This is a genomic window from Cupriavidus sp. IDO (genome assembly GCF_000812465.1).
Lineage (GTDB): Bacteria > Pseudomonadota > Gammaproteobacteria > Burkholderiales > Burkholderiaceae > Cupriavidus.
The window spans coordinates 42,834-65,236 of sequence record NZ_JWMA01000069.1 but is presented as its reverse complement, the minus strand read 5'-3'; the positions used below and the strand labels follow the sequence as shown (position 1 = coordinate 65,236).

Annotated in this window: 26 protein-coding genes; 3 read left to right on the top strand and 23 right to left on the bottom strand. The window is 65.7% G+C overall.

Annotated elements, in window-relative coordinates:
* From RM96_RS20715 to RM96_RS20655, 13 genes are all read right to left on the bottom strand, one after another.
* Positions 1 to 587, bottom strand: a 587-nt coding sequence (locus tag RM96_RS20715) for a carboxyl transferase domain-containing protein (protein ID WP_039013311.1), incomplete at its 3' end; no start/stop codon positions are given.
* A 55-nt stretch (positions 588 to 642) separates the two neighbouring features.
* Positions 643 to 1,314: a glutathione S-transferase family protein gene (locus RM96_RS20710; protein ID WP_039013309.1), complete on the bottom strand. Its 672-nt coding sequence runs from the start codon at positions 1,312 to 1,314 to the stop codon at positions 643 to 645.
* Entirely contained in the window at positions 1,311 to 1,742 is a 432-nt protein-coding gene (locus RM96_RS20705; protein WP_039013308.1) for a YchJ family protein, read from the bottom strand. Before RM96_RS20705 ends, RM96_RS20710 begins: the two co-directional genes overlap by 4 nt.
* Positions 1,739 to 2,434 (bottom strand): HAD family hydrolase, encoded by a 696-nt coding sequence (locus RM96_RS20700; RefSeq protein WP_039013306.1) that lies wholly within the window; start codon positions 2,432 to 2,434, stop codon positions 1,739 to 1,741. The genes RM96_RS20705 and RM96_RS20700 overlap by 4 nt, the downstream gene beginning before the upstream one ends.
* Positions 2,431 to 3,090 carry a 2-hydroxychromene-2-carboxylate isomerase gene (locus tag RM96_RS20695; RefSeq protein WP_039013305.1) on the bottom strand — a complete coding sequence of 220 codons (660 nt, stop codon included), beginning with the start codon at positions 3,088 to 3,090 and terminating at the stop codon, positions 2,431 to 2,433. The genes RM96_RS20700 and RM96_RS20695 overlap by 4 nt, the downstream gene beginning before the upstream one ends.
* 71 nt (positions 3,091 to 3,161) lie before the next feature.
* A complete protein-coding gene (locus tag RM96_RS20690; RefSeq protein WP_039013301.1) occupies positions 3,162 to 4,292 on the bottom strand; it encodes an acyl-CoA dehydrogenase family protein in 1,131 nt (376 codons plus the stop codon).
* Between the two features lie 33 nt (positions 4,293 to 4,325).
* Positions 4,326 to 5,006, bottom strand: coding sequence for an SDR family oxidoreductase (locus tag RM96_RS20685; protein WP_039013300.1), 681 nt, complete (start codon positions 5,004 to 5,006; stop codon positions 4,326 to 4,328).
* Between the two features lie 91 nt (positions 5,007 to 5,097).
* On the bottom strand, positions 5,098 to 6,279 hold the full coding sequence (locus RM96_RS20680) for an acetyl-CoA C-acetyltransferase (protein WP_039013299.1): 1,182 nt from the start codon (positions 6,277 to 6,279) through the stop codon (positions 5,098 to 5,100).
* A gap of 54 nt (positions 6,280 to 6,333) precedes the next feature.
* On the bottom strand, positions 6,334 to 7,005 hold the full coding sequence (gene can, locus RM96_RS20675) for a carbonate dehydratase (RefSeq protein ID WP_039013298.1): 672 nt from the start codon (positions 7,003 to 7,005) through the stop codon (positions 6,334 to 6,336).
* A complete protein-coding gene (aceK, locus tag RM96_RS20670; RefSeq protein WP_039013297.1) occupies positions 7,002 to 8,837 on the bottom strand; it encodes a bifunctional isocitrate dehydrogenase kinase/phosphatase in 1,836 nt (611 codons plus the stop codon). The genes can and aceK overlap by 4 nt, the downstream gene beginning before the upstream one ends.
* Positions 8,838 to 8,920: 83 nt before the next feature.
* Positions 8,921 to 10,102 (bottom strand): isovaleryl-CoA dehydrogenase, encoded by a 1,182-nt coding sequence (locus tag RM96_RS20665; RefSeq protein WP_039013295.1) that lies wholly within the window; start codon positions 10,100 to 10,102, stop codon positions 8,921 to 8,923.
* 56 nt (positions 10,103 to 10,158) lie between these two features.
* Positions 10,159 to 10,638 carry a PaaI family thioesterase gene (locus RM96_RS20660; RefSeq protein WP_082016626.1) on the bottom strand — a complete coding sequence of 160 codons (480 nt, stop codon included), beginning with the start codon at positions 10,636 to 10,638 and terminating at the stop codon, positions 10,159 to 10,161.
* A gap of 122 nt (positions 10,639 to 10,760) precedes the next feature.
* A complete protein-coding gene (locus tag RM96_RS20655) occupies positions 10,761 to 11,204 on the bottom strand; it encodes a MerR family transcriptional regulator (protein ID WP_039013294.1) in 444 nt (147 codons plus the stop codon).
* Positions 11,205 to 11,410: 206 nt separating this feature from the next.
* On the opposite strand from RM96_RS20655, the gene RM96_RS20650 reads away from it, so the two are divergent.
* Positions 11,411 to 12,487, top strand: a complete 1,077-nt coding sequence (locus tag RM96_RS20650; RefSeq protein WP_039013292.1) for an MBL fold metallo-hydrolase — start codon at positions 11,411 to 11,413, stop codon at positions 12,485 to 12,487.
* Positions 12,488 to 12,492: 5 nt separating this feature from the next.
* On the opposite strand, the gene RM96_RS20645 is transcribed toward RM96_RS20650, so the two are convergent.
* The 5 genes from RM96_RS20645 to argS all read right to left on the bottom strand — a co-directional run bounded on the left by RM96_RS20645 (position 12,493) and on the right by argS (position 17,593).
* Positions 12,493 to 13,326 carry a helical backbone metal receptor gene (locus RM96_RS20645; RefSeq protein WP_039013291.1) on the bottom strand — a complete coding sequence of 278 codons (834 nt, stop codon included), beginning with the start codon at positions 13,324 to 13,326 and terminating at the stop codon, positions 12,493 to 12,495.
* Between the two features lie 2 nt (positions 13,327 to 13,328).
* Entirely contained in the window at positions 13,329 to 14,129 is an 801-nt protein-coding gene (locus RM96_RS20640) for an SDR family oxidoreductase (protein WP_039013289.1), read from the bottom strand.
* Between the two features lie 69 nt (positions 14,130 to 14,198).
* A complete protein-coding gene (locus tag RM96_RS20635) occupies positions 14,199 to 14,834 on the bottom strand; it encodes a thiol:disulfide interchange protein DsbA/DsbL (RefSeq protein WP_039013288.1) in 636 nt (211 codons plus the stop codon).
* A gap of 111 nt (positions 14,835 to 14,945) precedes the next feature.
* Entirely contained in the window at positions 14,946 to 15,701 is a 756-nt protein-coding gene (locus RM96_RS20630; protein ID WP_039013286.1) for an SPOR domain-containing protein, read from the bottom strand.
* A 104-nt stretch (positions 15,702 to 15,805) separates the two neighbouring features.
* Positions 15,806 to 17,593 carry an arginine--tRNA ligase gene (gene argS / locus RM96_RS20625; protein ID WP_039013285.1) on the bottom strand — a complete coding sequence of 596 codons (1,788 nt, stop codon included), beginning with the start codon at positions 17,591 to 17,593 and terminating at the stop codon, positions 15,806 to 15,808.
* 226 nt (positions 17,594 to 17,819) lie between these two features.
* Between argS and RM96_RS20620 the strand changes: the two genes are divergently transcribed.
* A complete protein-coding gene (locus RM96_RS20620; protein WP_039013284.1) occupies positions 17,820 to 18,143 on the top strand; it encodes a DUF1840 domain-containing protein in 324 nt (107 codons plus the stop codon).
* 147 nt (positions 18,144 to 18,290) lie between these two features.
* Here RM96_RS20620 and RM96_RS20615 read toward each other — a convergent pair whose 3' ends face one another.
* Both RM96_RS20615 and RM96_RS37340 read right to left on the bottom strand, forming a co-directional pair.
* Positions 18,291 to 18,713: a glycine zipper domain-containing protein gene (locus RM96_RS20615; RefSeq protein WP_039013282.1), complete on the bottom strand. Its 423-nt coding sequence runs from the start codon at positions 18,711 to 18,713 to the stop codon at positions 18,291 to 18,293.
* Positions 18,714 to 18,782: 69 nt separating this feature from the next.
* A complete protein-coding gene (locus tag RM96_RS37340; protein WP_039013281.1) occupies positions 18,783 to 18,947 on the bottom strand; it encodes a DUF1328 domain-containing protein in 165 nt (54 codons plus the stop codon).
* Between the two features lie 275 nt (positions 18,948 to 19,222).
* On the opposite strand from RM96_RS37340, the gene RM96_RS20605 reads away from it, so the two are divergent.
* Complete coding sequence (locus tag RM96_RS20605) at positions 19,223 to 20,614, top strand: sensor histidine kinase (protein WP_039013280.1); 1,392 nt, start codon at positions 19,223 to 19,225, stop codon at positions 20,612 to 20,614.
* A 10-nt stretch (positions 20,615 to 20,624) separates the two neighbouring features.
* On the opposite strand, the gene RM96_RS20600 is transcribed toward RM96_RS20605, so the two are convergent.
* The 3 genes from RM96_RS20600 to RM96_RS20590 form a co-directional block, all read right to left on the bottom strand.
* The gene (locus RM96_RS20600) at positions 20,625 to 21,029 is read right to left on the bottom strand and encodes a response regulator (RefSeq protein ID WP_039013278.1); all 405 of its coding nucleotides are present in this window, start codon (positions 21,027 to 21,029) and stop codon (positions 20,625 to 20,627) included.
* A 72-nt stretch (positions 21,030 to 21,101) separates the two neighbouring features.
* Positions 21,102 to 21,734 carry a response regulator gene (locus RM96_RS20595; protein ID WP_039013276.1) on the bottom strand — a complete coding sequence of 211 codons (633 nt, stop codon included), beginning with the start codon at positions 21,732 to 21,734 and terminating at the stop codon, positions 21,102 to 21,104.
* A 277-nt stretch (positions 21,735 to 22,011) separates the two neighbouring features.
* The gene (locus RM96_RS20590) at positions 22,012 to 22,383 is read right to left on the bottom strand and encodes a hypothetical protein (RefSeq protein ID WP_039013274.1); all 372 of its coding nucleotides are present in this window, start codon (positions 22,381 to 22,383) and stop codon (positions 22,012 to 22,014) included.
* Positions 22,384 to 22,403: the final 20 nt, after the last annotated feature.

The following is a 22,403-nucleotide window of genomic DNA, read 5'->3' as shown; positions in this document are numbered from 1 at the left end:
GGCACATACGCGCCACCGGCCGTGCACGAGCCCATCACCACCGCGATCTGCGGGATGCCCTGCTTGGACAGGTTGGCCTGGTTGTAGAAGATGCGGCCGAAGTGGTCGCGGTCGGGGAACACATCATCCTGGTTGGGCAGGTTGGCGCCGCCGGAATCGACCAGGTAGATGCACGGCAGGTTGTTCTGCTCGGCGATCTCCTGCGCGCGCACATGCTTCTTCACCGTCAGCGGGTAGTAGGTGCCGCCCTTGACGGTGGCATCGTTGCAGACGATCACGCACTCCTGCCCAGCCACGCGGCCGATGCCGGTGATGATGCCGGCGCCGGGCGCGGCATTGTCGTACATCTCGTAGGCGGCAAGCTGCGACAGCTCCAGGAACGGCGTGCCCGGATCGAGCAATTGCTGCACGCGGTCGCGCGGCAGCAGCTTACCGCGCGACAGGTGCTTGTTGCGGGCGTCTTCGCCGCCGCCTTCCGCGAGCTTCGCGATCTTCGCCTTGAGGTCGGCCACCAGGGCCTGCATGGCTTCGGCGTTGGCCTTGAAGGATTCGGAGCGTGCGTTGAGTTTGGTTTCCAGCGTGGGCATCTCGGTGTCTCTTCCTGCTTGGTCTTGGTTGGTGCCGTGCTGCCAGCGGCCTGGCTCAGCCTGCCTGCTTCGGCAACGGGTGCCCCGGCATCAGGTCATAGGGATGCTTCCAACCCGGCAGCGCGCGGATGCATTCGGTCCAGGCGTGGATATGCGGATACTCCTTGCGCCAGTGCACGCCGATCTCGTCATCGAAGAAGACGTATCCGGCGAGCGAGAAGTCGACAATGGTGGCGTGATCGCCCAGCACGAACGCGCGCCCGGCCAGTTGTGTATTCAGCACGCTCCATGCGCCCTCGCAGCGCTTGAGAAAGAACTCCAGCACCGCCGGATCGGGGTTCTTCGCGAACGCGCGCATGAAGCGGTAGGTGGCGGTGTAGGACGTGAACTTGTGGTTGTCGAACAGCAGCCAGCGCAGCGCTTCGGCACGCTCGGCTTCGTCGCGCGGGCCATAGGCGCCGAGCCGTGCCGCCAGCGTTTCGAGAATAACGCCCGACTGCGACAGGCGCTGTCCTTCGAACTCCAGCACCGGCACCTCGCCCATCACGTTAATAGCGCGGTACTCGGGCGTGCGGGTCTCGCCGTTGAAGTAGTCGACGAAGCGCGGCGCCCACAGCTGCCTGCCGCGCTGGACGCTCAGCGTCTCCAGCATCAATGCGGCCTTGTAGGCGTTGCCAGATTGCGCGAAGCAGTACAGCAGGTACTCAGGCCTTCCCTGATCACTCATGACGCCTCCCCGATCATGTCGCCATCCACGTAGAGCCAGCACGCCGCGCCGCCGGCCATGCGCGGCTCGCGCACGAACCGGCTGCGCTCATGCAGCCGCCAGGCGCGCCCGCCTACCTTGTAGCGCGCCACGAATTCCACGGTCGCATGCGTATCGTCCTGCTGCGCATGCGCCTTGATGCTCAGTCCGAGCCAGCGCGTGGCCGGATCCGGCTCCAGGTCGTCCGGACAGGTGGACGGATGCCACGTCTGCCTCAGCCAGTCCGTATTGCCCAGCACGTAGGCGCTGTAGCGCGAGCGCATCAGCGCCTCGGCGTTGGGCGGCAATGCCTCGCCGCGGTGATAGCGGCCGCAGCACGCGGCGTACTCCGCGCTGTTGCCGCAAGGGCATGGCTCGGCGGTGGCCTTGGGCAGGCGGCGCGCATTCATCCCAGCAACTCCGGCAGGTCGCGCATATCGGTGAAGATCATCTGTGCGCCGGCCTCGCTCAGCGAGGCGGCGTCGTTGCGCGCGGCATAGCCGAACACCGTCATGCCGGCGGCAACGCCCGCGGTGATGCCGGTCGGGCTGTCCTCGATCACCGCGCAACGCACCGGCTCCACGCCCATGGTGCGCGCCGCCAGCAGGTAGACGTCCGGCGCAGGCTTGCTACGCGCCACTTCGGTGGCCGAGAAGATGTGCTCGCGCTCGTCCTGCTGGAACAGTTCCACCAGCCCGGTGCGCGTCAGCTGCAGCTTGACCTTGATGCGATCCGCGCCCGATGCCACGCACACCGGCATGCCGGTGGCCGCAATCGCGGCAACCGCCTCGCGTACATAGGGCACGCCCTGCACTTCCGCTTCCAGCACCTGGTTGCGGCGGGCGAGCCAGGTCGACAGCCAGTTCTCCGGCAGCGGCGCGCCGCGCATGCGGGCGATGTTGTCCAGCTCTTCGCGCACCGCGCGGCCGAGGAACATGCGGGTGGAATCTTCCAGCGAGATCCTGATGCCGAGTTCGTTGAGCATCTCGTTGAGCACGCGATTGACGATGGGCTCGCTGTCGACGAGAACCCCGTCGCAGTCGAAGATCACACAATCGAAACGTGCGGATGGGCCGCGCAGGCCCTGGTTTGCTGCAGTCATGCGGGTTTCTTTTCCTTGGTGCTGTCCGGGCTGGTCACGGCCCGGAGTTCGGTCTGGCGGCGGCTCTTCAGGTGCGCCTCGAGCTGGTCGAAGCGGTCGAAACCCCAGAACGGCTCGCCGTCGACGATGACGAAGGGCGAGCCGAACACGCCCTTGGCCATGGCGACTTCGATCTCGGCCTTGAGCTGGTCCTTGATCTGGTAGCTGGTGGCGCCGGCATTCAGGGCCTGCGCGTCAATGCCGAGCGGTTCGGCCAGCTTCATGATCTCGGCCGGCTCCGCGATGTTGATGTCGTCGACAAACAGCGCGTGGTACACGGCCTTGGCGAAGGCGGCGGCGATGTCGTCGCCATGATGGTTCTGCAGCCACAGCATTGCCCGCGCGGCATGCGTGGTGGGCAGCGGGAAATGCGCCGGGCGCTTGTATTCGATGTCGTGGAAGCGCGCAGTGCGCTCAAAGTCGCGCCACGAGTAATCGCCCTTGAGCGGCAACTGCGGCAGCGGCGACGCGCCGGTGGTCTTGAACACCACGCCGAGCAGGATCGGATGCCACGCCACGATACGGCCATACTTCTGCGCCAGCTCGTCGATGCGGGTGCTGGCGAAGTAGCCATACGGTGACGAGAAATCAAAGTAGAAATCGATCGCTGCACTCATTGTCGCGGGCCCTCGGTTGTTGGTCTTGCTGTGAATGGGGGTGCTTCTGGTTCGGACTCGTCATGCTGCCGTCACGACAGCGCGCGTGCGATCAGTATCTTCTGGATATCGCTGGTGCCTTCGTAGATCTGGCAGACGCGCACGTCGCGATAGATGCGCTCCACCGGGAAATCGCTGACGTAACCGTAGCCGCCGAACACCTGGATTGCATCGGAGCAGACCGACTCGGCCATCTCGCTGGCGAACAGTTTGGCCATTGCCGCCTCCTTCAGGCAGGGCCTGCCGGCATCCTTGAGCGAGGCGGCATGCCAGACCATCTGCCGCGCCACGTCGATGCGCGTTGCCATATCGGCCAGGCGGAACTGCACGGCCTGGTGCTGAAACAGCGGCTGGCCAAAGCTCTCGCGCTCCTTGGCGTAGGCCAGCGCGGCGTCGAAGGCGGCACGCGCCATGCCCACGCTTTGCGAGGCGATGCCGATGCGCCCGCCTTCCAGGCCGGACAGCGCCATCCTGTAGCCGCCGCCTTCTTCGCCCAGCAGGTTTGCGGCGGGGATGCGGCAGTCCTCGAACAAGATCTGCGCGGTGTCGGAGGAATGCTGGCCGAGCTTGTCTTCCAGCCGCGCCACCACGTAGCCCGGCGTGGACGTCGGTACGAGGAAGGCGCTGATGCCGCGCTTGCCGGCCGACTTGTCGGTGACGGCGAGCACGATCGCCACGTCGGCGTTCTTCCCGCTGGTGATGAACTGCTTTACGCCATTCAGGACGTAGTGGTCGCCGTCGCGCACCGCGGTGGTCCGCAGCGCCGCCGCGTCCGAGCCGACGTGCGGCTCGGTCAGGCAGAACGCACCCAGCATCTCGCCGCGCGCCAGCGGCACCAGCCACTGCTGCTTCTGCGCTTCGCTGGCAAACGCCATCAGCATGCTGCACACTGGGCAATTGTTGACGCTGATGACGGTGGAGGTGCCACCGTCACCGGCCGCGATCTCCTCCAGGATCAGTGCGAGCGAAAGATAGTCGAGCCCGGCGCCGCCGTATGCTTCGGGCACCGCGACGCCATAGGCGCCCAGCGCCGCCAGCTCGCGATGCACGTCCTTGGGAAAGGTCTTGTCGCGATCCCATTGCGCGGCCTGCGGCGCGATCACCTCCTGCGCAAACTGGCGCACGGCGTCGCGGATCATTTCCTGTTCGGAGTTCAGCAGCATGTCGTTCTGTCGGTTGGGTAGCGGGCAGCGCGGTTACCAGGGAATCGGCGTGCCGTCGTAGTTGTGGAAGCTGCCGTTGTCGCTGCGCTTGACAGTGGCCAGCACCTGCCGCATGCCCTTGACACTCTGCTGCGGCGTCAGGTCGGCGTCCTTGCCGCCCATGTCGGTCTGCACCCAGCCCGGATGCAGCGCGACGCAGGTGGCATGGCGCGCGTCGAGCGACACCGCCTTGAGCGCCGCGTTGACGCCGGCTTTGCTGACGCGATACAGCCAGCTGCGGTTGCTGTCCATCGCGCCGATGCTGCCCATGCGCGACGACAGCACCGCCAGCACGCCGCCGCGGCCGGACTGGCCGGTTTCCACGTACGGCAGGATCAGCGGCAGCGCCATCATCGGGCCCAGCACGTTGACGTGCATCACCTTGTCGAAGTCTTCGCGCGTGACAGGCTGCGCGCCTTCGCTGCGCGGGCCGACCACGCCGGCGTTGTAGATGGCGACGTCAAGCGATTCGCCGTCGAGCTTCCAGCCCAGGCCGGCTACCGCGCCGGCATCGGTGAGATCCACCTGGTGGGCTTCCGCGCCGAGCGCCTTGAGGGCGGCAACGCCTTCGGCGCTGCGCGCCGCCGCAATGACGCGCCAGCCATCGGCACGGTACTGGCGCACGAATTCAAGACCGATGCCGCGCGAGGCGCCGAGGATGAGTAGGGTTGGCAAGGCTGTGCTCCTTGGTAGAGGTGCGTGGGTTCAGCGAACTGCCGGCTTTTTTGCTCCCCTCTCCCGCAAGCGGGAGAGGGGAGGAACAACATCAGAGGATCTCGATACCGACTGCCGTGGCTTCGCCGCCGCCGATGCACAGGCTGGCCACGCCACGCTTGCCGCCGGTCTTGCGCAGCGCGCCGATCAGCGTGGTCATGATGCGTGCGCCCGAAGCGCCGATCGGGTGGCCCAGCGCGCAGGCGCCGCCGTGGATGTTGACCTTGTCGCGCGGGATCTTCAGGTCGTGCATGGCGGCCATCGGCACCACGGCAAAGGCCTCGTTGATCTCGAACAGGTCGACGCTGTCGGTGGTCCAGTCGAGCTTGCGGTACAGCTTGGCGATCGCCTCGACCGGCGCGGTGGTGAACCAGCCCGGCGCCTGCGCGTGGGTGGTGTGGCCCAGCATGCGGGCGATCGGCTGCAGGCCGAGCTTCTTCGCGGTGGAGGCGCGCATCATCACCAGCGCGGCGGCGCCGTCATTGATCGACGATGACGAAGCGGCGGTGATGGTGCCGTCCTTGGCAAAGGCCGGCTTGAGCGAGGGAATCTTGTCGAGCTTAATGCGGCGCGGGCCTTCGTCGGTGTCGATGACGGTGTCGCCACCCCTGCCCGATACCGTCACCGGCGTGATCTCCCAGCGGAAATCGCCGTTCTCGGTGGCCTGCTGCGCGCGGCGCACGCTCTCCATGGCGAAGGCGTCCTGCGCTTCGCGCGTGAAGCCGTACTTGGCGGCGCAGTCCTCGCCGAAGGTGCCCATGGCGCGGCCCTTGTCGTAGGCATCTTCCAGGCCGTCCAGCATCATGTGGTCATAGATCATGCCGTGGCCGATGCGGTAGCCGCCGCGCCCCTTCGGGATCAGGTACGGGGCGTTGGTCATGCTCTCCATGCCGCCGGCGATGGCGATGTCGAACGAGCCGGCGATCAGGCCGTCGTAGACGGTCATGGCGGCACGCATGCCCGAGCCGCACATCTTGTTGACCGTGGTGCAGCCCACGCCCAGCGGCAGGCCGGCGCCAAGCGCAGCCTGGCGTGCGGGCGCCTGGCCCTGGCCGGCGGGCAGTACGCAGCCGAACACGACTTCCTCGACCTGCTCCGGCTTCAGGCCGGCACGCTCCACCGCGGCGCGAATGGCAGCGGCGCCGAGCTGCGGCGCGGTGACGCTGGCGAACTCACCCTGGAACGCTGCCATCGGGGTACGCGCAGCAGAAACGATAACGATCTGGTCTTCCATGTCTGGTCTCCTGGAAATCGGTGTGCGGATGATGCGGATGCGTGCTCTTTCCTGTCAGCGGATCGAAGCCTGCGGCGGATCGCCGAACTGGCGGTAGGCCGCGGCAAGCTGCTGGTGCAATTCGTCGTTGCTGCTGGCGGCCATGCCGAGATCTCGCAGCAGGCCGTCGGACACGCCGTAGACCCAGCCATGCACGGTCACTTCCTGCCCGCGCGTCCAGGCGTCCTGGATCACCGTGGTCTGGCAGACATTGTTGACCTGCTCGATCACATTGAGCTCGCACAGGCGGGTATGGGCGTCATCCTCGCGCAGCAGCGTGCCAAGGTAGACCTCGTGCTTGTCGGCAACGTCGCGCACATGGCGCAGCCAGTTGTCGGCCAGGCCGATGCGCTCGCGCTTGAGCGCCACTTTCACGCCGCCGCAGCCATAGTGGCCGACCACGGTGATGTGGCGCACCTTGAGCACCTCGACCGCGAACTGGATCACGGACAGCGCATTCAGGTCGCTGTGCGCGATCACGTTGGCGATATTGCGGTGGACAAACACCTCGCCCGGCGCCAGGCCGAGAATCTGGTTGGCCGGTACGCGCGAATCGGAGCAGCCGATCCACAGGTACTCCGGCGCCTGCTGGTTGGCCAGGCGCGTAAAGAAGGTGGGATCTTCCGCGTTGACGCGGTCGACCCAATCGCGGTTGTTGCGGAACAGTTGGGCGATGGCGTCAGTCATGCGACCCTCCTTGCAGGACCGGCAGCAGCGGACGCGCCTTCAGCGCTGCCCGGTCGGCCGTAACGGTGAATGAATCGCTCTGAACTGTGATAGGCAAAGAAGTCATGAACATGTCCGGCCAGCAGCCGGTCCTTGTGGCCCTGCCACATGGCGGGGTCGAAGAAATCTGCGTGATGCCGCAGGAAGGCAGCCCGCACGCGCGGATCGCCCAGCAGGAAGGTGCGGAACGTCTCCGGAAAGATGTCGTGCGGCCGTACGGTGTACCACACCTCGCCCGACATCTCCTCTTCCTCGTTGCGCGGCTGGGGCACGTGGCGGATATTGCAGGCGGTCAGGTACTCGATCTCGTCATAGTCGTAGAACACCACGCGGCCATGCCGGGTGACGCCGAAATTCTTGTACAGCATGTCGCCCGGGAAGATGTTGGCCGCCATCAGCTCCTTGATGGCGTTGCCATACTCGATGATGCCGTGCTCCACCTGCTCGTCGGTGCCTTCGTGCAGCCAGATGTTCAGCGGCGTCATGCGGCGCTCGATGTACACATGGCGCACCACGATCTCTTCCCCGCCGTCCTTGCCGCGCTGGTACTCGATCATCGACGGCGCGTGCTGCTCGAACTCGCGCACCAGCGCATCGTCGAAGCGCGACAGCGGGAAGGCCACGTCCGAGTACTCCAGCGTGTCGGCCATGCGGCCCACGCGATCGTGCTGCTTGACCAACTGGTACTTCGACTTGACCAGCTCGCGCGTGGTTTCCTTCGGTGCCGGATAGAAGTCCTTGATCACCTTGAACACGTACGGGTACGACGGCAGCGTGAACACCAGCATCACCAGCCCGCGGATGCCTGGCGCGACGATGAACTTGTCGGACGAATGCTGCAGGTGATGGAGGAAATCGCGGTAGAACAGGTTCTTGCCCTGCTTCTGCAAACCCAGCGAGGTATAGATCTCCGCGCGCGGCTTGCGCGGCATGATGTCGCGCAGGAAGGTCACGTAGGCCGACGGGATGTCCATGTCGACCATGAAGTAGGAGTGCGTGAACGAGAACAGGATCAGCAGCTGTTCCTTTCTCAGCAGCACGGTATCGAGCACCAGCTTGCCCGACGGCCCGTGGAGGATCGGGATCGCCAGCGGGAAGGTGCGGTCGCCGTTCACGATGCGGCCGATGATAAAGGCCGCCTTGTTGCGGAAGAACAGCGACGACAGCGTGTGGATCTGGAAATTCGGCGCGATACGCAGGTCGCCGAAGTGCTCGGCCACCGCGCGCACCACGTAGCCGATGTCGCGGCGCAGGTCTTCGAACGGCCGCTCGAGCTGGAAATTGTGGACGATGCGCTCGAAACAGGCCGCCATGCCTTCGCGGCTGCCCGGATAGTAGGCGCGGAAGGTCGGACGCGTGGGCGATTCCTCGTTCTCGATGTACTCGGTCGAGATCGCCGGGCGCACGAAAATGAAATCGTTGTTGAAGTACGAGCGGTGCAGGATGCGGGTGCAGACCGAGTTGAAGAAGGTCTCGGCCAGCTCGGGCTGGTGATGGTTGGTCAGCAGCCCGATGTAATGCAGCTTGATCTGCTGCCAGATTTCGTCCTCGATATTCTCCGCATCGTATTCGTCTTCGAGGATGACGCTCGATTCGCGCACGCGCTCGTTGTAGAAGGCGATGCGGTCGCGCTGCAGTTGCTGCAAGCCAAGCCAGTCACCGGCCTCGAACTTCAGCTTGGCCTGGTGGCTCACCTCCCGGAACAAGCGGTAATGCTTGTCGAACCCGTCGAGCATCGTTCTCGCCACATCGTAGGCAATCTGCGAGGAGAGCAGTTTGGGGAAGTGGGACATGGGTCGACGGGCTGGCGGGGGTCCTGTGATTGTAAATGGGTTCGGCCGGGGGCTTCGGGTGTTTTCCGAGGCCCCGGGGGTCCTTACATCGTTTCCGCGAACAACTCGCGGCCGATCAGCATGCGGCGGATTTCCGAGGTGCCGGCACCGATCTCGTACAGCTTGGCATCGCGCCACAGGCGCCCGGCCGGGTATTCGTTGATATACCCGTTGCCGCCCAGGATCTGTATGGTTTCGCCCGCCATCCAGGTGGCCTTCTCCGCCGTGTACAGGATCACCGCGGCGCAGTCCTTGCGCACCTGGCGCACGTGATCCGTGCCCAGCGCGTCCAGGTTCTTGCCGACCGTGTACAGGTAGCTGCGCGCCGCCTGCAGCGTGGTGTACATGTCGGCCACCTTGCCCTGGATCAGCTGGAATTCGCCGATGCTCTGGCCGAACTGCTTGCGGTCGTGGATGTAGGGCGTGACCACGTCCATGCAGGCCTGCATGATGCCGACCGGGCCGCCGGACAGCACCGCGCGCTCGTAGTCGAGCCCGCTCATCAGCACCCTGGCGCCGCCGTTCTCGGCGCCGAGGATGTTCTCGACCGGCACTTCCACGTCCTGGAACACCAGTTCGCCGGTATGCGAGCCGCGCATGCCGAGCTTGTCGAGCTTCTGCGCCACCGAGAAACCCTTCATGCCCTTCTCGACGATAAAGGCGGTCATGCCGCGCGCGCCCAGGTCCGGCTCGGTCTTGGCGTAGACCACCAGCACGTCGCAGTCGGGACCGTTGGTGATCCACATCTTGGTGCCATTCAACACGTAGCGGTCGCCCTTGAAGTCGGCGCGCAGCTTCATGCTGACCACGTCGGAGCCGGCGTTGGGCTCGCTCATGGCCAGGGCGCCGATCCATTCGCCGGAAACCAGCTTCGGCAGGTATTTGGCCTTCTGCGCGGCGCTGCCGTTGCGGTGGATCTGGTTCACGCACAGGTTGGAGTGCGCGCCGTAGGACAGGCCGACCGAGGCGGACGCGCGGCTGATTTCCTCCATCGCGATCATGTGCGCCAGGTAGCCCATATTGGCGCCGCCGTACTCCTCTGCCACCGTGATGCCTAGCACGCCGAGGTCGCCCATCTTCTTCCAGGCATCCATCGGGAACTGGTCGGTTCGGTCGATTTCGCCGGCGCGCGGGGCCAGTTCGGCCTGGGCCCAGTCGCGCACGGAACTGCGCAGCATCTCGATGTCTTCGCCCAGATCGAATTTCAGGCCTGGCAGTTCGGTCATGATGGTCTCCTGTTGGAATCGGTTCGTATGTCCGGCAGATCGCCGGATCAGCAAGCTCAGACGTGGTCCAGGGTACGGACCACGCATAACGTCATCAGCATGGTGGCCACCTGTTTGCGGCGGCCGTCCTGCTCGACGTAGACATCGCCCTGCGCCACGATCAGCGTGCGGCCGGGCTTGAGGACGCGGCCCACAGCAACCAGGCGTTCGCCCTTGGCTGGGGACAGCAGGTTGATCTTGTATTCGGCGGTCAGGCCCGCCTCGCCTTCGCCCACCATCGACAGCGCGGCGTAGCCGCAGGCGCTGTCGGCCAGCGCGCCCACCGCACCGCCATGGAAGAAGCCATGCTGCTGGGTCACGCCTTCGGACCACGGCATGGCGATCTCGACTTCGCCGTGCTCGACCCGGCTCAGGCTCGCACCGAAGGAAGTCATCAAGCCCTGGCGCGAAAAGCTGGTGGCGATGGCATCGGCCCGTGCGGCGGACAGCAGCCCGGATTCAGCAGTGGGAACGGCGGAGGCATTGGCTGACGACATGGCGGAGATCCGATGTGTAAGCGGTTAAGTTGCGGCGATGGATGGCGACCGTCGGGGTATTTTATTTACGTTTACGTAAACGTCAACTAAATCCGGAAGCGCTGGTTTGATGAAGTGCCGAATCAGGCGGTTTTGGCCTCATCGGACACCCCGGCGCCCGTCTTCTGTGCCGCCAGGAGCGCCCTGCACTGCCGCTCATGCTGGTCGATCTCGGCCAGTTGGGCCTGCAGGTCTTCCATCTGGCGCTCCAGCGTACCGCGATGCAGCGCCAGCGAGTGCAGGAAGCGCTCCAGCTGAGGCGCGGTGTCGCGAGGCGACTCGTACAGATCCAGAATTTCGCGGATCTCGTTGAGAGTGAGCCCTAACCGCTTGCCGCGTAGCGTCAGCTTCAGGCGCGTGCGCTCGCGGCCGTTGTAGACTCGCTTGCGGCCACCCGGCCCGGCGCGCTCCGGGGACAGCAGGCCCTGGTCCTCGTAGAAACGGATAGCGCGCGGGGTGACATCGAACTCGCGCGCGAGTTCGGTGATCGTAAAGGTGGCGGAAGCGGGAGATTGCGTGACAGCCATGATGCGCCCAAAGAAAGTGAACGGTCGTTCGTTGCGAAATGAAGTTTTCGCTTAAGATTGAGACAAGCCGTACCAATTGACGTTTACGTTAGCGTCAAGTGCGACGGCTGGCAACTGGCGCTTTCACGCCCCCGCTGCGGGCGCGAAGGCAACGACGAGAAAGCCGCCCGCCCGTCATGGCAAGGCTTCCACTACCGAGACTCCTCATGAACGCACTCGAACACCAGCTCCAGTATCCGTTCGCGGACACCTTGCCCGAGCCCGGCACCAAACAGGAAGTGGCGCCCGGCGTCTACTGGCTGCGCATGCCGCTGCCCTTCGCGCTCGACCATATCAACCTGTGGCTGCTGCGCGACCGCATCGATGGCAAGGAGGGCTGGACGATCATCGACTGCGGCATCACCAACGACACCATCAAGGGCCACTGGGAAACCATCTTCGCCAACGAACTGGAAGGCCTGCCGGTGCTGCGCGTGCTGGTCACGCACAGCCACCCCGACCACGTCGGGCTGGCGCACTGGCTGTGCAAGCGCTTCGACGTGCGGCTGTGGATGAGCCTGGGCGACTATATGAGCGCACGCGTGATGGGCAGCGGCACCGGCGCCGGCTCCAGCGCGGGCGGCGACGCGGCCGCCGCGCACTTCGCGCTGCATGGTCTGACCGATGCGGACAGCCAGGAAAAGCTGCGCGCCCGCAAGACCTATTACCCGTCGCTGGTGCCCGACCTGCCGAGCCAGTACCGCCGGCTGATGGAGGGCGACATCGTTTCGATCGGCACCGACCCGGCCACCTCCGGCTGGCGCGTGATCACCGGCTTTGGCCATTCGCCGGAGCACGTGGCGCTGTACAACGCCGCCACCAACGTGCTGATCTCCGGCGACATGGTGCTGCCGCGGATTTCCACCAATGTCAGCGTGTTCGACATGGAGCCGGAAGGCAATTCGCTGCAGCTCTACCTCGATTCGCTGACCAAGTACGAGGGCCTGCCGCAAGACGTGCTGATCCTGCCGTCGCACGGCCGTCCGTTCCGCAACCTGCACACCCGCATCATGCAGCTGCGCGAACACCATGCCGACCGGCTGGCCGAAACGCTGGAAGCGTGCCGCAAGAAGGCCTGCAGCGCGCATGACATCGTCAGCGTGATCTTCAAGCGCCAGTTCGACATCCACCAGATGACGTTTGCCATGGGCGAATCGCTGGCGCACCTGCATGCGCTGTGGCATCGCGGCGAGTTGCTGCGGGAGACCGGCGATGACGGCGTGATCCGCTTCCGGGCCGCCTGATTGCGTTACCTGGCGGCCAGTTCCGCCAGATAGCGCACGCCTTCGATGGCGCGACTGCCGTACCACGACACCATCTCGCCATCGACCAGCATCACCGGCTTGCCGAGCTGACGCTCCAGCGCGTCGGCGTGTTCCTCCGTGAACCGGTAGGGCTCGGTCGACAGCAGGACTTCATCGAGGCTGTGCACCAGCGCATCGTTCCAGCGGAAGCTCGGATAGCGCTCGCCGGGCGCGTTGGGCCGGGAGCAATCCCCATCGACACAGGCCCGCGGCGCTTTGCCGCTGTCTTCCGGCCAGGTCTGCCAGTTCACCAGCGCCAGCATGCGGCTGATATAGGTGTCGCGCGACACCGTCATCCACGGGTCCTGCCAGATCGCATAAAGCACGCGGCGCGCCGGCCAGGCGCGGGCACGGATGGCATCCAGCTCCGCCTGCAGCGCCGCGCACAGCGCTTCGGCCTGCGCATGGCGCCCGAAGATGCCGGCCAGCAGGCGATAGAGATCGAAGTTGTCTTCCGGCCCGCAGGGGTGGGTGACGATCACGTTCGGCACAAAGCTGCGGATCTCCTCGACGGTCTCGCGCCGGTTCTCGTCGACGTTGACGATGACATGCGTCGGCGCCAGCGCTCGCAGCTTTTCCAGCCTTACGTCCTTGGTGCCCCCAACCTTCGCCACCGCGCGCACCGCCGGCTCCGGATGGACGCAAAAGCCGGTGCGAGCAACCAGTAGCGGGCCGAGATCGAGCGCGAACAGCAGTTCCGTCACCGAAGGCACCAGCGAGGCAATGCGCACCTCGCCAGTGGCCGCGGCGTGCTGCTGGCCGATGGCGTCGCGCCACATGGTCAGTCCTTCCCGCCCGGCTGGCGCGGCTTGCGGGGCGCGCGTGCCGCGAGCATGTCGTACAGCCAGCGCGGCATCAGGTGCATCAGCGATGCCACCCAGCCCATCTGCCAGGGAATGACCCGGAAGCGGCTGCCCGCCGCAATCGCCCGCACCGCCTTGCGCGCAAAGACGTCGGCGTCCATCAGGAATGGCATGCGATAGGGGTTGTGCGCGGTCATCGGCGTACGGATATAGCCCGGCGCGATGGTCACCACGCGGATGCCATGGCGCCGCTGCTCCAGCCGCAGGCTCTCCAGCAGCTTGATCACCGCCGACTTGGACGCACTGTAGGCACCGCCGCCAGGCAGCCCGCGCACGCCAGCCACGCTGGCAATGCCCACCAGCGTGCCGCGCCAGCCGCCGGCGCCCGGGTCGCGCTCGCGCATCGGGTGCAGGAAGGGCTGGAAGGTGGTCAGCATGCCGAACCAGTTGGTATCCATGACCATGCGGAAGACTGCGAGATCCTCGCGCTCGCTGGCCACGGTGCCGACTGAAACGCCGGCGTTGGCGATCACCACGTCAGGGCAGCCAAAATGCGCCAGGAAATCCTGCGCCGCGCCAGTCATGGCATCGGCATCGCGGACATCGGCTGCATAGATCCGTACCGCGCCGGGATTGGGCAGCGTTGCGACAAAATCACGCAGCGCGTCCTCGCGCCGGGCCACGAGACCGAGGATGGCGCCCTGGGTGGCATATTCGCGGGCCAGCGCCTGGCCCAGTCCGCTGGAGGCGCCGGTGAGGAAGACTTTCTGTGGGCGCATCGGCGTACCGGAAAAGGAAGGGTGGAATGAAAAAAGCCGGTACTCGGTACCGGCCTTGCTGTCAGCGACTCAGAGCTTCTTGTCGCGGACCTGCGTGACCAGGTAATCCATGGCCTGGATCGCGGCTCCCTTGTTGCCGGCGATGGACGGCGAGGTCTCGTACTTGCCCTGCACCACCACGGTCGGCACGCCGTCGACCTTGTAGGCGTCGGCAATCTTGTTGGCGCGCTGCGCGTTGGTCGTCACCGAGAACGAGTTGTAGGCATCAAGGAAGGCCTTGCGGTCGATGCCGTTCTTGGCCATGAAGTCGGCAATCTCGTTCGGGTCCAGCATGCGCTTGCGGTCGACATGGATGGCATTGAACACCTTGCCATGCATGGCTTCCAGCTTGCCGATGGATTCGAGCGCATAGAAGATCTTCGTGTGCGGCAGCAGGTCATCGCGGAACGCGACCGGCACGCGCTTGAAGACGACATCCTTGCCCTGCTTCTTGACCCAGGCTTCCAGCTCCGGCTCGAAATCGAAGCAGTGCGGGCAGCCGTACCAGAAGAATTCGGTGACCTCGATCTTGCCGGCCGGGACCGGCTGCGGCGCCTTCAGGACCGTGTACTCTTTGCCCTCGGTGGGCGCCGCCTGGGCGGGAGCGGTCATCAGCAGGCCGCCGACGGCGGCAAACGTGGCAATCAGAGCGGCGAGTTTCTTCATCTTGGTGCAGCCTTCCGGGTTGGGCGATGAGCGTATGACAGCGCCGGCGGCACACGGTTCAGCGTGCAGCCGGCCACAAGGTTACAGCGCGTTAGTGCGCGCAACTGCGCATTACTGCTTGGAAAAACGAATGACCGAGGCATCGAAGCCGGCCGACTGCAGGCGGTCGCGGGCCTTGTTCATGTCTTCGATCCGATTGAACGGCCCGAGGCGGACGCGATACATCTTCACGCCGTTGACGTCGCGGTCGGTGATCTTGGCCTCGAAGCCCTGCATGGCGAGGTTGGCCTTCTGGCGGTCGGCATCGTCGGACGAACGGAACGCGCCGACCTGCAGCAGGTAGCCTACCTTGGCGGCATCGGCCTGGGCGATCTCGGCGATCGGGTCCACCACCGGCTTCTCGGCCGGCTTGTTCATCGCCACGGTCTTGTCAGCCGGCTTCTCGGCGGGCTTCTCCGCCGGCTTTTCAGCCGGCTTGGCTACCGCCACGGGCGACTGCTTCTCGGCCGTGCCGTTGCCATTCCCACTGCCATTTCCATTGCTGGCCTGCGGCTTCTCCGCTTCAGCGGGCGGCTGGCCGACCGGCTTGGCGGGCGTCTTGCTCCACAGCGGCTTGTTGGGGTCGGACGGGCCTTCCTGCGCCGGGCTGGCCGGGCTCGGCAGCGTGCTGGCCACATTGCCGGGTTCGCTCGGGCGGGGTGGCGCGTTCTTCTGCTGGAACGGTGCCGGCGACTTGGTGATGTACAGGGCGACCACCACGGCGATGGCCAGCCCGATGATCAGCCCGAGCACCAGGCCCAGGAACGTACCGCCGCGTTGCTGGCCGCGGCGGGCGTTGCGCGAATCGCGCTTGCGTTGCTGTTGCATGAAGTCCTCTTCGGTGATGCCGGGATTATAGAGCCAGTGCCGCCGCGGGCAGCACTGGCATCGCGCCGGGGCCGGAGCCGCCGGGCGCGCGTCCGCTGGCCGTCTTACATACGGCGCGGCGCGGAGACACCGATCACGGCCAGGCCGTTGCGCAGTACCTGGCGCGTGGCGGCCAGCAGCGCCAGGCGGGCGCGCTTGACGGTTTCGTCGTCCACCAGCACGCGGTCGGCGTTGTAGAAAGCGTGAAAATCGCCCGCGAGGTCACGCAGGTAGAAGGCAACCGCGTGCGGCGCCAGCTCGCTGGCGGCAGCGGCCAGCATGTCCGGGAACTCGGCCAGGCGGCGGCCCAGCGCGAGCGCCTGCGGGCTGGCTTCGGAGCCGGTGACGGCGGCCAGGTCGGTGCCGGCCAGCTCGCCCAGGCGGCTTTCCCACTCCGCGCCGGCCCACGACTCAAAGATCGAGCAGATGCGGGCGTGGGCGTACTGCACGTAGTACACCGGGTTTTCGTCGTTCTGCTTGAGCGCCAGGTCGACGTCGAAGACGAACTCGGTATCGGCCTTGCGCGACAGCAGGAAGAAGCGCACGGCGTCGCGGCCGCGTGTGAAGTGCTCGGGCCAGTCGGCCACGCCGGCGTCCAGGCAGCCGCGGATGGTTTCGTCGCCGCCGTTGCTCCACTCGATCAGGTCGCGCACGGTGACGTAGGAGCCGGCGCGCTTGGAGATCTTCACCTCCTCGCCGTTCTTCATCACCGTGACCATCTTGTGCAGCACGTAGTCGGGGTAGCCCTGCGGAATGCCGATGTCCAGCCCCTGCAGGCCGGCGCGCACGCGGGCGATGGTGCCGTGGTGGTCGCTGCCCTGCACGTTGATGACCTTGGTGAAGCCGCGCTCCCACTTGGTGGTGTGGTAGGCCACGTCCGGCACGAAGTACGTGTAGGTGCCGTCGGTCTTCTTCATGACGCGGTCCTTGTCGTCGCCGTCGTCGGTGGTGCGCAGCCATAGCGCGCCTTCGTGCTCGTAGGTCTTGCCCTTGCCGATCAGCGACTGCACGGCGGCTTCCACGCGGCCGTCGCTGTACAGCGACGATTCCAGGTAGTAGCGGTCGAACTTGACGCCGAACGCCTGCAGGTCGATGTCCTGCTCGTTGCGCAGGTAGGTCACGGCAAACTTGCGGATCGAGTCGATGTCGTCGACCTTGCCCGAGGCCGTGACCGGCTCGCCGTCGGAGGCGCTGACTGTCTTGCCGGCCAGGAAGTCGGCGGCGATATCGGCGATGTAGTCGCCGTTATAGGCGGATTCGGGCCAGGCGGCGTCGCCCGGCTTGAGGCCGCGCGCACGGGCCTGCACCGACAGCGCCAGGGTCTGGATCTGCACGCCGGCGTCGTTGTAATAGAACTCGCGGTGCACGTGGAAGCCCTGCCACGACAGCAGGTTGGCGAGCGCGTCGCCCAGTGCCGCCTGGCGGCCGTGGCCGACGTGCAGCGGGCCGGTCGGGTTGGCCGAGACGAACTCGACCAGCACCTGGCCGTGCACGCCGCGCTCGCGCGCGCCGTAGTGGTCGCCCTCGCCGAGCACCGCGCGCAGGACGTCGGCCTTGGCAGCGGCGTTCAGGCGCAGGTTGATAAAGCCCGGCCCGGCAATTTCCATGGCCTCGACCAGCCCGGCGGCGCGGGGGTCGGCCTGCACCGCCGCGACGATCCGCTGTGCCAGCTCGCGCGGGTTGCTCTTGAGCGCACGCGCGACCTGCATGGCGACGTTGCACGCCAGGTCGCCATGGGCGGCGACCTTGGGGCGCTCGAAGGTGACGGCGGGCAGGGCCGCATCGGCCGGGGCGAGCGCGCGCACGGCGTCAGTGAACGCAGCGGCAAGAATGGAGGTCTGAACAGGCAGCATGGATGTCGGAGCCCTGGGGGCAGTATTCCGGACGCCGCACGGGCGGCGCCGGCACGCAAGCGGGATGTGAACGCCGCGCCGCGTGGGAAGCAATGGAATTCGGAACGCGGAATTTTATCAGGTGCTATGCTGACATCATGCGCGCGGCTCTCCGGAGCCACAATCCGCGCGGCGTTCCCGCCCCCGGGAAGCGCGCGTCCCGCATGTCCGTGAAAGGAACTACATCATGCTGATCACCTTCAAATCCCACGCGTCGCAGGACCTGATCATGATGAAAGACCTGGCCATGACGCTTCTGGGCATCATCGGCAAGCATCTGGGCGAGCGGGGGGTGATCACCACGGAAGAAATGCCTCGCGCGATCCAGAAGCTGGAAGCCGCTGTGACCGATGCCAAGCGCACCCACCCAGCGAATGCCGCGGTATCGCCCGACAAGTCCGACGAGGAGCTGGAAGAAGAGCCCCTGCACCTGGGCCAGCGCGCCTACCCCTTCCTGGATATGCTGCGCGCCTCGCAGCGCGAGGGCGTGGACGTGTTGTGGGGGGTGTGAGTCCCCGCGCATAACGCAGCGCTGCCCAAAAAAACGCCCGGCAGCGCCGTAGCGTTGCCGGGCTCCCGGATCAGGATTGTGTCCGGAAAGGGGGAATTGCTCGGTTGGTGGTCCGCGGGGCAAGCGTGGGCCCGGCCCGCGGATCTCCTATTCGTCGTCGCGATGGCGGCTTGCCAGCATCAGGCCGATCAGCGCACCGATCGCAGCCGCCAGGCCGATGGCCTTCAGCGGGGATTCGGCCACGCGCTGCTGTGCTTGTTCCACGGCGCCATCCATACGCTCGCGGGCCCGCATCATGCCTTCGCTGGTCTGGGCGCGTAACCGTTCTGCCATGTCGGCGGCGCGCTCGCGCATGCGCCGGCCCGCACGCAGGCTTTCGGCCGATCCTTCGCGCGCCAGCACTTCGATGGTGTGTTCCAGCTGGCCGATCAGGGCCTTCACCTCCTCGGACACCGGGCCAGCCGCATCGCGGGTATCGCGCGCGGCGTGCCGGAGCTGGCGGATGGTGCTGTCAGCGCTGTCGGCAAGATGGTTGATTTCCTTCCGGACTTTGGGGTTGTGCGTCAGCATGTGGTCTCCTAAGGATTCGGATCGCGGCGCACGGCGTGCGAGGCGTTCAGTCGACGGGCCGCACCGGCGTCAGCGTCTGCGGACCAGCCCCATCACAGCCGCAACGAGGGCCACGATCAGGAAAATGAAGAACAGGATCTTGGCAATTTCAACGGCGCCGGCAGCGATGCCGCCAAAGCCGAAGATCGCCGCGATCAGGGCGATAACAAAAAATACGAGTGCGTACTGCAGCATGGCTAAGCTCCCGAAAAAGGTAGCGAGCCGTCCTGTACGGAGCGGTTCACCCGCCTTTGCAGCTTGCGCCAGGACGCGCAAGCTCATAGCCTCATCGTAGGAATCGCAGGCGCGGGCGGGCACCCACAGCGAGCCGATTCCTTTGTCAGTCGAGTCCTACAGGGAGACGAAACGCCGCTGCGGTCAAGGTTGACCCGCCCCCTGCGATGTGATCCCATGTCCGCCCCAGGGCGCGTTGTGTTCGCGCGCGGCGCGCCGTTCTACAGGAATTGCCCATGTTCAAGCCATCGCTCGTGCCCCATACCTTGTTGCTGGCGGGGGGCATCGTGTTGACAGTGGCAGTGCTGGTTGCCTCCGAGACCGGGAATATCAGGCTGCGCGAAAGCTATACGGATGTGATCCGCTCGCAGCGCGTGCAGACGGAGCTGGCCGCACTGAACAGCGAGCTGGTCAATGCGGAAGCCGGCCAGCGCGGCTTCCTCATCACCGGCAAGGAAAGCTACCTGGAGCCCTACTACAAGGCACTGCCGCGCATCAACGAGCTGATGGCGCAGATCCGCGCGGACTACGCTCAGGATCGCGATGGGCTGCGGATGTTTGGCGATACCTCCAGGCTCATCAGCAGCAAGCTCAATGAAATGGCGCTGACACTGGTCTACGGCAAGCGCGACCTCGAAGTGGCGCTTGACCTGGTCCGCACCGACTATGGCAAGCAGACCATGGACAACGCGCGCCGCGACCTGGAGAACCTGCTGGCGCGCGAGGCCGGCTCGGTATCGCACCGGCTGGAAGGCGCCGATCGCAACGTCCAGCTGTCGCGCTACGGCATTGCCCTGCTGACCGCCATCAACATCATGCTGCTGGTCGCGATCGGACTCGGCCACGCCCGCCGGCTGTCGCAGGCGGAAGCCGAACGCTCGCAACTTGAAGAGGAAGGCGTGCGGCTGGACCGCAAGGTGCGCGCCCGCACGCGCCAGCTGTCGGCACTGGCCGGCCATCTGCAGCGCGTGACCGAGGACGAGAAGACCCGGCTTGCGCGCGAGCTGCATGATGAACTGGGCGCCATTCTCACCGCCATCAAGCTCGACCTGCACTGGGTGCGCCGCCGCGTGCAGGACACGCAGCCGGAAGCGGCGGAAAAGCTCTCGCGCGTGATGCTGCACGTGGACCAGGGCATCCAGATCAAGCGGCGCCTGATCGAAGACCTGCGCCCCACCGTGCTGCTCAACCTGGGCCTGCGCGCGGCCCTGTGCCAGCTGGTGGAGGACGTCGGCACGCGCAACAACTGGGAAACCGAGGTACGCGTGCCCGAGGACCTGCCTCCCCTGCGCGACGACGCGGCCATTGCGCTCTACCGTATCGTGCAGGAATCGCTGACCAACGCCAGCAAATACTCGGAGGCGAGGCATGTCAGGGTCTGGCTGGACTTCACGACAACGCAGCTGACGCTGACGGTGCGCGACGATGGCAAGGGCATGCCGCCCGATTTCGATGCCGGCAGCACGTCCGGCCATCACGGCCTGCTGGGCATGGAGCAGCGCGTGACGGCACTGGGCGGAAGCATGCGGATCGATTCGTCGCCGTCATCGGGTGTGAGCATCCGCGTCGAAGTGCCGCTCACCGCGTCGGTGCTGGCACCCGCGGAAGTGCCGGAGAGCGAAACCTAGGAAAGAAAGCTCAGGGCTGGGCCGCGTGCTCCTCGATCACGCGGAAGACCTGCTCCAGCTCGAGCGATTTGTCGAAGAAGTAGTCGGCACCCGCCTCGGTGCACTGGCGCCGGTACATGGAAACCTGCGCGTGGTTAGTGTAGACGATGCGCATGCTCCTGGTCCCCGCCTTCTGCATCGCGCGCAGTACATTGACGCCGTTTCCCTGCCGCAACTGCAGGTCGACGATCACCACGTCATAGTTCTGGCCGGCCACCAAGCGCAGCGCCATCGCCTCGGTATCTGCCCAGTCGACCGATTCGATGAACGGGAAATCCTTCAGGTATTCGAGCAGCATGCTCCGCAGGACGTCCGAGTCCTCGATCAGGAGGACACGCAATGCCCGGTAGGAAGGAAGCGAAGCCTGCTCCGACATAATTCAATAGTTCTGGTGCGGTCGTCTGCACGGCATGGAAAAGGCGGCTCGGTGCCGCCTGCCCCCTGCCGGCTATTCGACCAGCCCGTTCTTGATGGCGTAGTAGGTCAGATCGGCGTTTGTCTTCATGCCCATCTTCTCGAGAATGCGGGAGCGATAGGTGCTCACGGTCTTGACGCTCAGGAATAATTCGTCGGCAATCACCGACACTGACTGGCCGCGCGACAGCTTGCAGAATATCTGGAATTCGCGCTCGGACAGCATCTGGTGCACCGGCTGCTCGGTCGGCTTGCCCAGCCCGCCGATCAGCAGGTCGGCCACCGTGGCGCTCACGTAGCGCCGGCCCTGGGCCACGGTACGGATCGCCTTGACCAGGTCGTCAGGCGCGCTTTCTTTCGTCAGGTAACCCGAGGCGCCAGCGCGGATCAGGTTGATGGCGTACTGGTCCTCGGGATACGTCGACAGGATCAGCACGGGCAGGTCTGGCTTGCGCTGGCGGATCAGCTTGAGTACATCGATGCCGTTGCGGTCGGGCATCGAGATATCCAGCACCAGCACATCGAATTCGCCGTCGCGCATGCGCGCCATGACTTCATCACCGCTGCCGGCCTCTCCCGTCACCTGGATGTCGGGTTCTTCGGATATGAACTGGCGCAGACCCGCACGCACAATCTCGTGATCGTCAGCGATCAGGACGCGGATCATCAGGGGCTCCGGGATGTTAGGTTCGGCGCGCCAGGCGTGCCGGGAGGAGCGGGCGAACCCGCTTGCCTTGGATGCATTGTAGGCCCGCGTGAGCACGCAGGCTGTCGGTGTCAGGCTGACATGGAGCGTCCCGGCGATGCCGGCTCCGGCCAGGGCGAAGTTGCGCCAGCGCCGCCCTGCAACGCAAAAAGGGACGGATGGCCTCCGTCCCCTTTTGCTGCGTTGCGTCAGGATCGCCTGGGCGGCGACCCTTCCAAGACTTCCCCGCGTCGCGGGCTTACTGAGTCTTCACGCTGGCATCGGCATCCGCGCCGGCTCCCAGGCTGGCGTCGCCCTTGCCCTTCTTGGTGCTGTGCTTGCTGCTGTGCTTGGCCTTGGCGCCGGCGTCAGCCTTGGCGGAACCGGAGGTCTCGGCGCCCATCGCCGCGGAACCCTTGTCGCTCGCTGCGCCCAGAGCTGCGGAGCCCTTGTCGGCAACACCGCCTACTGCACCCGTGGCGCCCTGCACGGCGGCGCCAGGCGAGGGAGTCGTCACCGATGCGCCGACATCGGCTTTCGTACCCACGGCAACGCCAGTGCCTTGTGCCATGGCGAGCGAGGAAGCGGCGGCGATCGACAGAGCGGACAGGGAGATCAGCAGTTTTTTCATGGAGAGACTCCTTTCAGGAA

Excerpts from the sequence above, each read along its gene's own strand:
- RM96_RS20710 (WP_039013309.1), bottom strand. The coding sequence starts at position 1,314 with ATGAGTGATCAGGGAAGGCCTGAGTACCTGCTGTACTGCTTCGCGCAA.
- RM96_RS20705 (WP_039013308.1), bottom strand. The coding sequence starts at position 1,742 with ATGAATGCGCGCCGCCTGCCCAAGGCCACCGCCGAGCCATGCCCTTGC.
- RM96_RS20700 (WP_039013306.1), bottom strand. The coding sequence starts at position 2,434 with ATGACTGCAGCAAACCAGGGCCTGCGCGGCCCATCCGCACGTTTCGAT.
- RM96_RS20695 (WP_039013305.1), bottom strand. The coding sequence starts at position 3,090 with ATGAGTGCAGCGATCGATTTCTACTTTGATTTCTCGTCACCGTATGGC.
- RM96_RS20690 (WP_039013301.1), bottom strand. The coding sequence starts at position 4,292 with ATGCTGCTGAACTCCGAACAGGAAATGATCCGCGACGCCGTGCGCCAG.
- RM96_RS20680 (WP_039013299.1), bottom strand. The coding sequence starts at position 6,279 with ATGGAAGACCAGATCGTTATCGTTTCTGCTGCGCGTACCCCGATGGCA.
- can (WP_039013298.1), bottom strand. The coding sequence starts at position 7,005 with ATGACTGACGCCATCGCCCAACTGTTCCGCAACAACCGCGATTGGGTC.
- aceK (WP_039013297.1), bottom strand. The coding sequence starts at position 8,837 with ATGTCCCACTTCCCCAAACTGCTCTCCTCGCAGATTGCCTACGATGTG.
- RM96_RS20665 (WP_039013295.1), bottom strand. The coding sequence starts at position 10,102 with ATGACCGAACTGCCAGGCCTGAAATTCGATCTGGGCGAAGACATCGAG.
- RM96_RS20660 (WP_082016626.1), bottom strand. The coding sequence starts at position 10,638 with ATGTCGTCAGCCAATGCCTCCGCCGTTCCCACTGCTGAATCCGGGCTG.
- RM96_RS20655 (WP_039013294.1), bottom strand. The coding sequence starts at position 11,204 with ATGGCTGTCACGCAATCTCCCGCTTCCGCCACCTTTACGATCACCGAA.
- RM96_RS20650 (WP_039013292.1), top strand. The coding sequence starts at position 11,411 with ATGAACGCACTCGAACACCAGCTCCAGTATCCGTTCGCGGACACCTTG.
- RM96_RS20645 (WP_039013291.1), bottom strand. The coding sequence starts at position 13,326 with ATGTGGCGCGACGCCATCGGCCAGCAGCACGCCGCGGCCACTGGCGAG.
- RM96_RS20640 (WP_039013289.1), bottom strand. The coding sequence starts at position 14,129 with ATGCGCCCACAGAAAGTCTTCCTCACCGGCGCCTCCAGCGGACTGGGC.
- RM96_RS20635 (WP_039013288.1), bottom strand. The coding sequence starts at position 14,834 with ATGAAGAAACTCGCCGCTCTGATTGCCACGTTTGCCGCCGTCGGCGGC.
- RM96_RS20630 (WP_039013286.1), bottom strand. The coding sequence starts at position 15,701 with ATGCAACAGCAACGCAAGCGCGATTCGCGCAACGCCCGCCGCGGCCAG.
- argS (WP_039013285.1), bottom strand. The coding sequence starts at position 17,593 with ATGCTGCCTGTTCAGACCTCCATTCTTGCCGCTGCGTTCACTGACGCC.
- RM96_RS20620 (WP_039013284.1), top strand. The coding sequence starts at position 17,820 with ATGCTGATCACCTTCAAATCCCACGCGTCGCAGGACCTGATCATGATG.
- RM96_RS20615 (WP_039013282.1), bottom strand. The coding sequence starts at position 18,713 with ATGCTGACGCACAACCCCAAAGTCCGGAAGGAAATCAACCATCTTGCC.
- RM96_RS37340 (WP_039013281.1), bottom strand. The coding sequence starts at position 18,947 with ATGCTGCAGTACGCACTCGTATTTTTTGTTATCGCCCTGATCGCGGCG.
- RM96_RS20605 (WP_039013280.1), top strand. The coding sequence starts at position 19,223 with ATGTTCAAGCCATCGCTCGTGCCCCATACCTTGTTGCTGGCGGGGGGC.
- RM96_RS20600 (WP_039013278.1), bottom strand. The coding sequence starts at position 21,029 with ATGTCGGAGCAGGCTTCGCTTCCTTCCTACCGGGCATTGCGTGTCCTC.
- RM96_RS20595 (WP_039013276.1), bottom strand. The coding sequence starts at position 21,734 with ATGATCCGCGTCCTGATCGCTGACGATCACGAGATTGTGCGTGCGGGT.
- RM96_RS20590 (WP_039013274.1), bottom strand. The coding sequence starts at position 22,383 with ATGAAAAAACTGCTGATCTCCCTGTCCGCTCTGTCGATCGCCGCCGCT.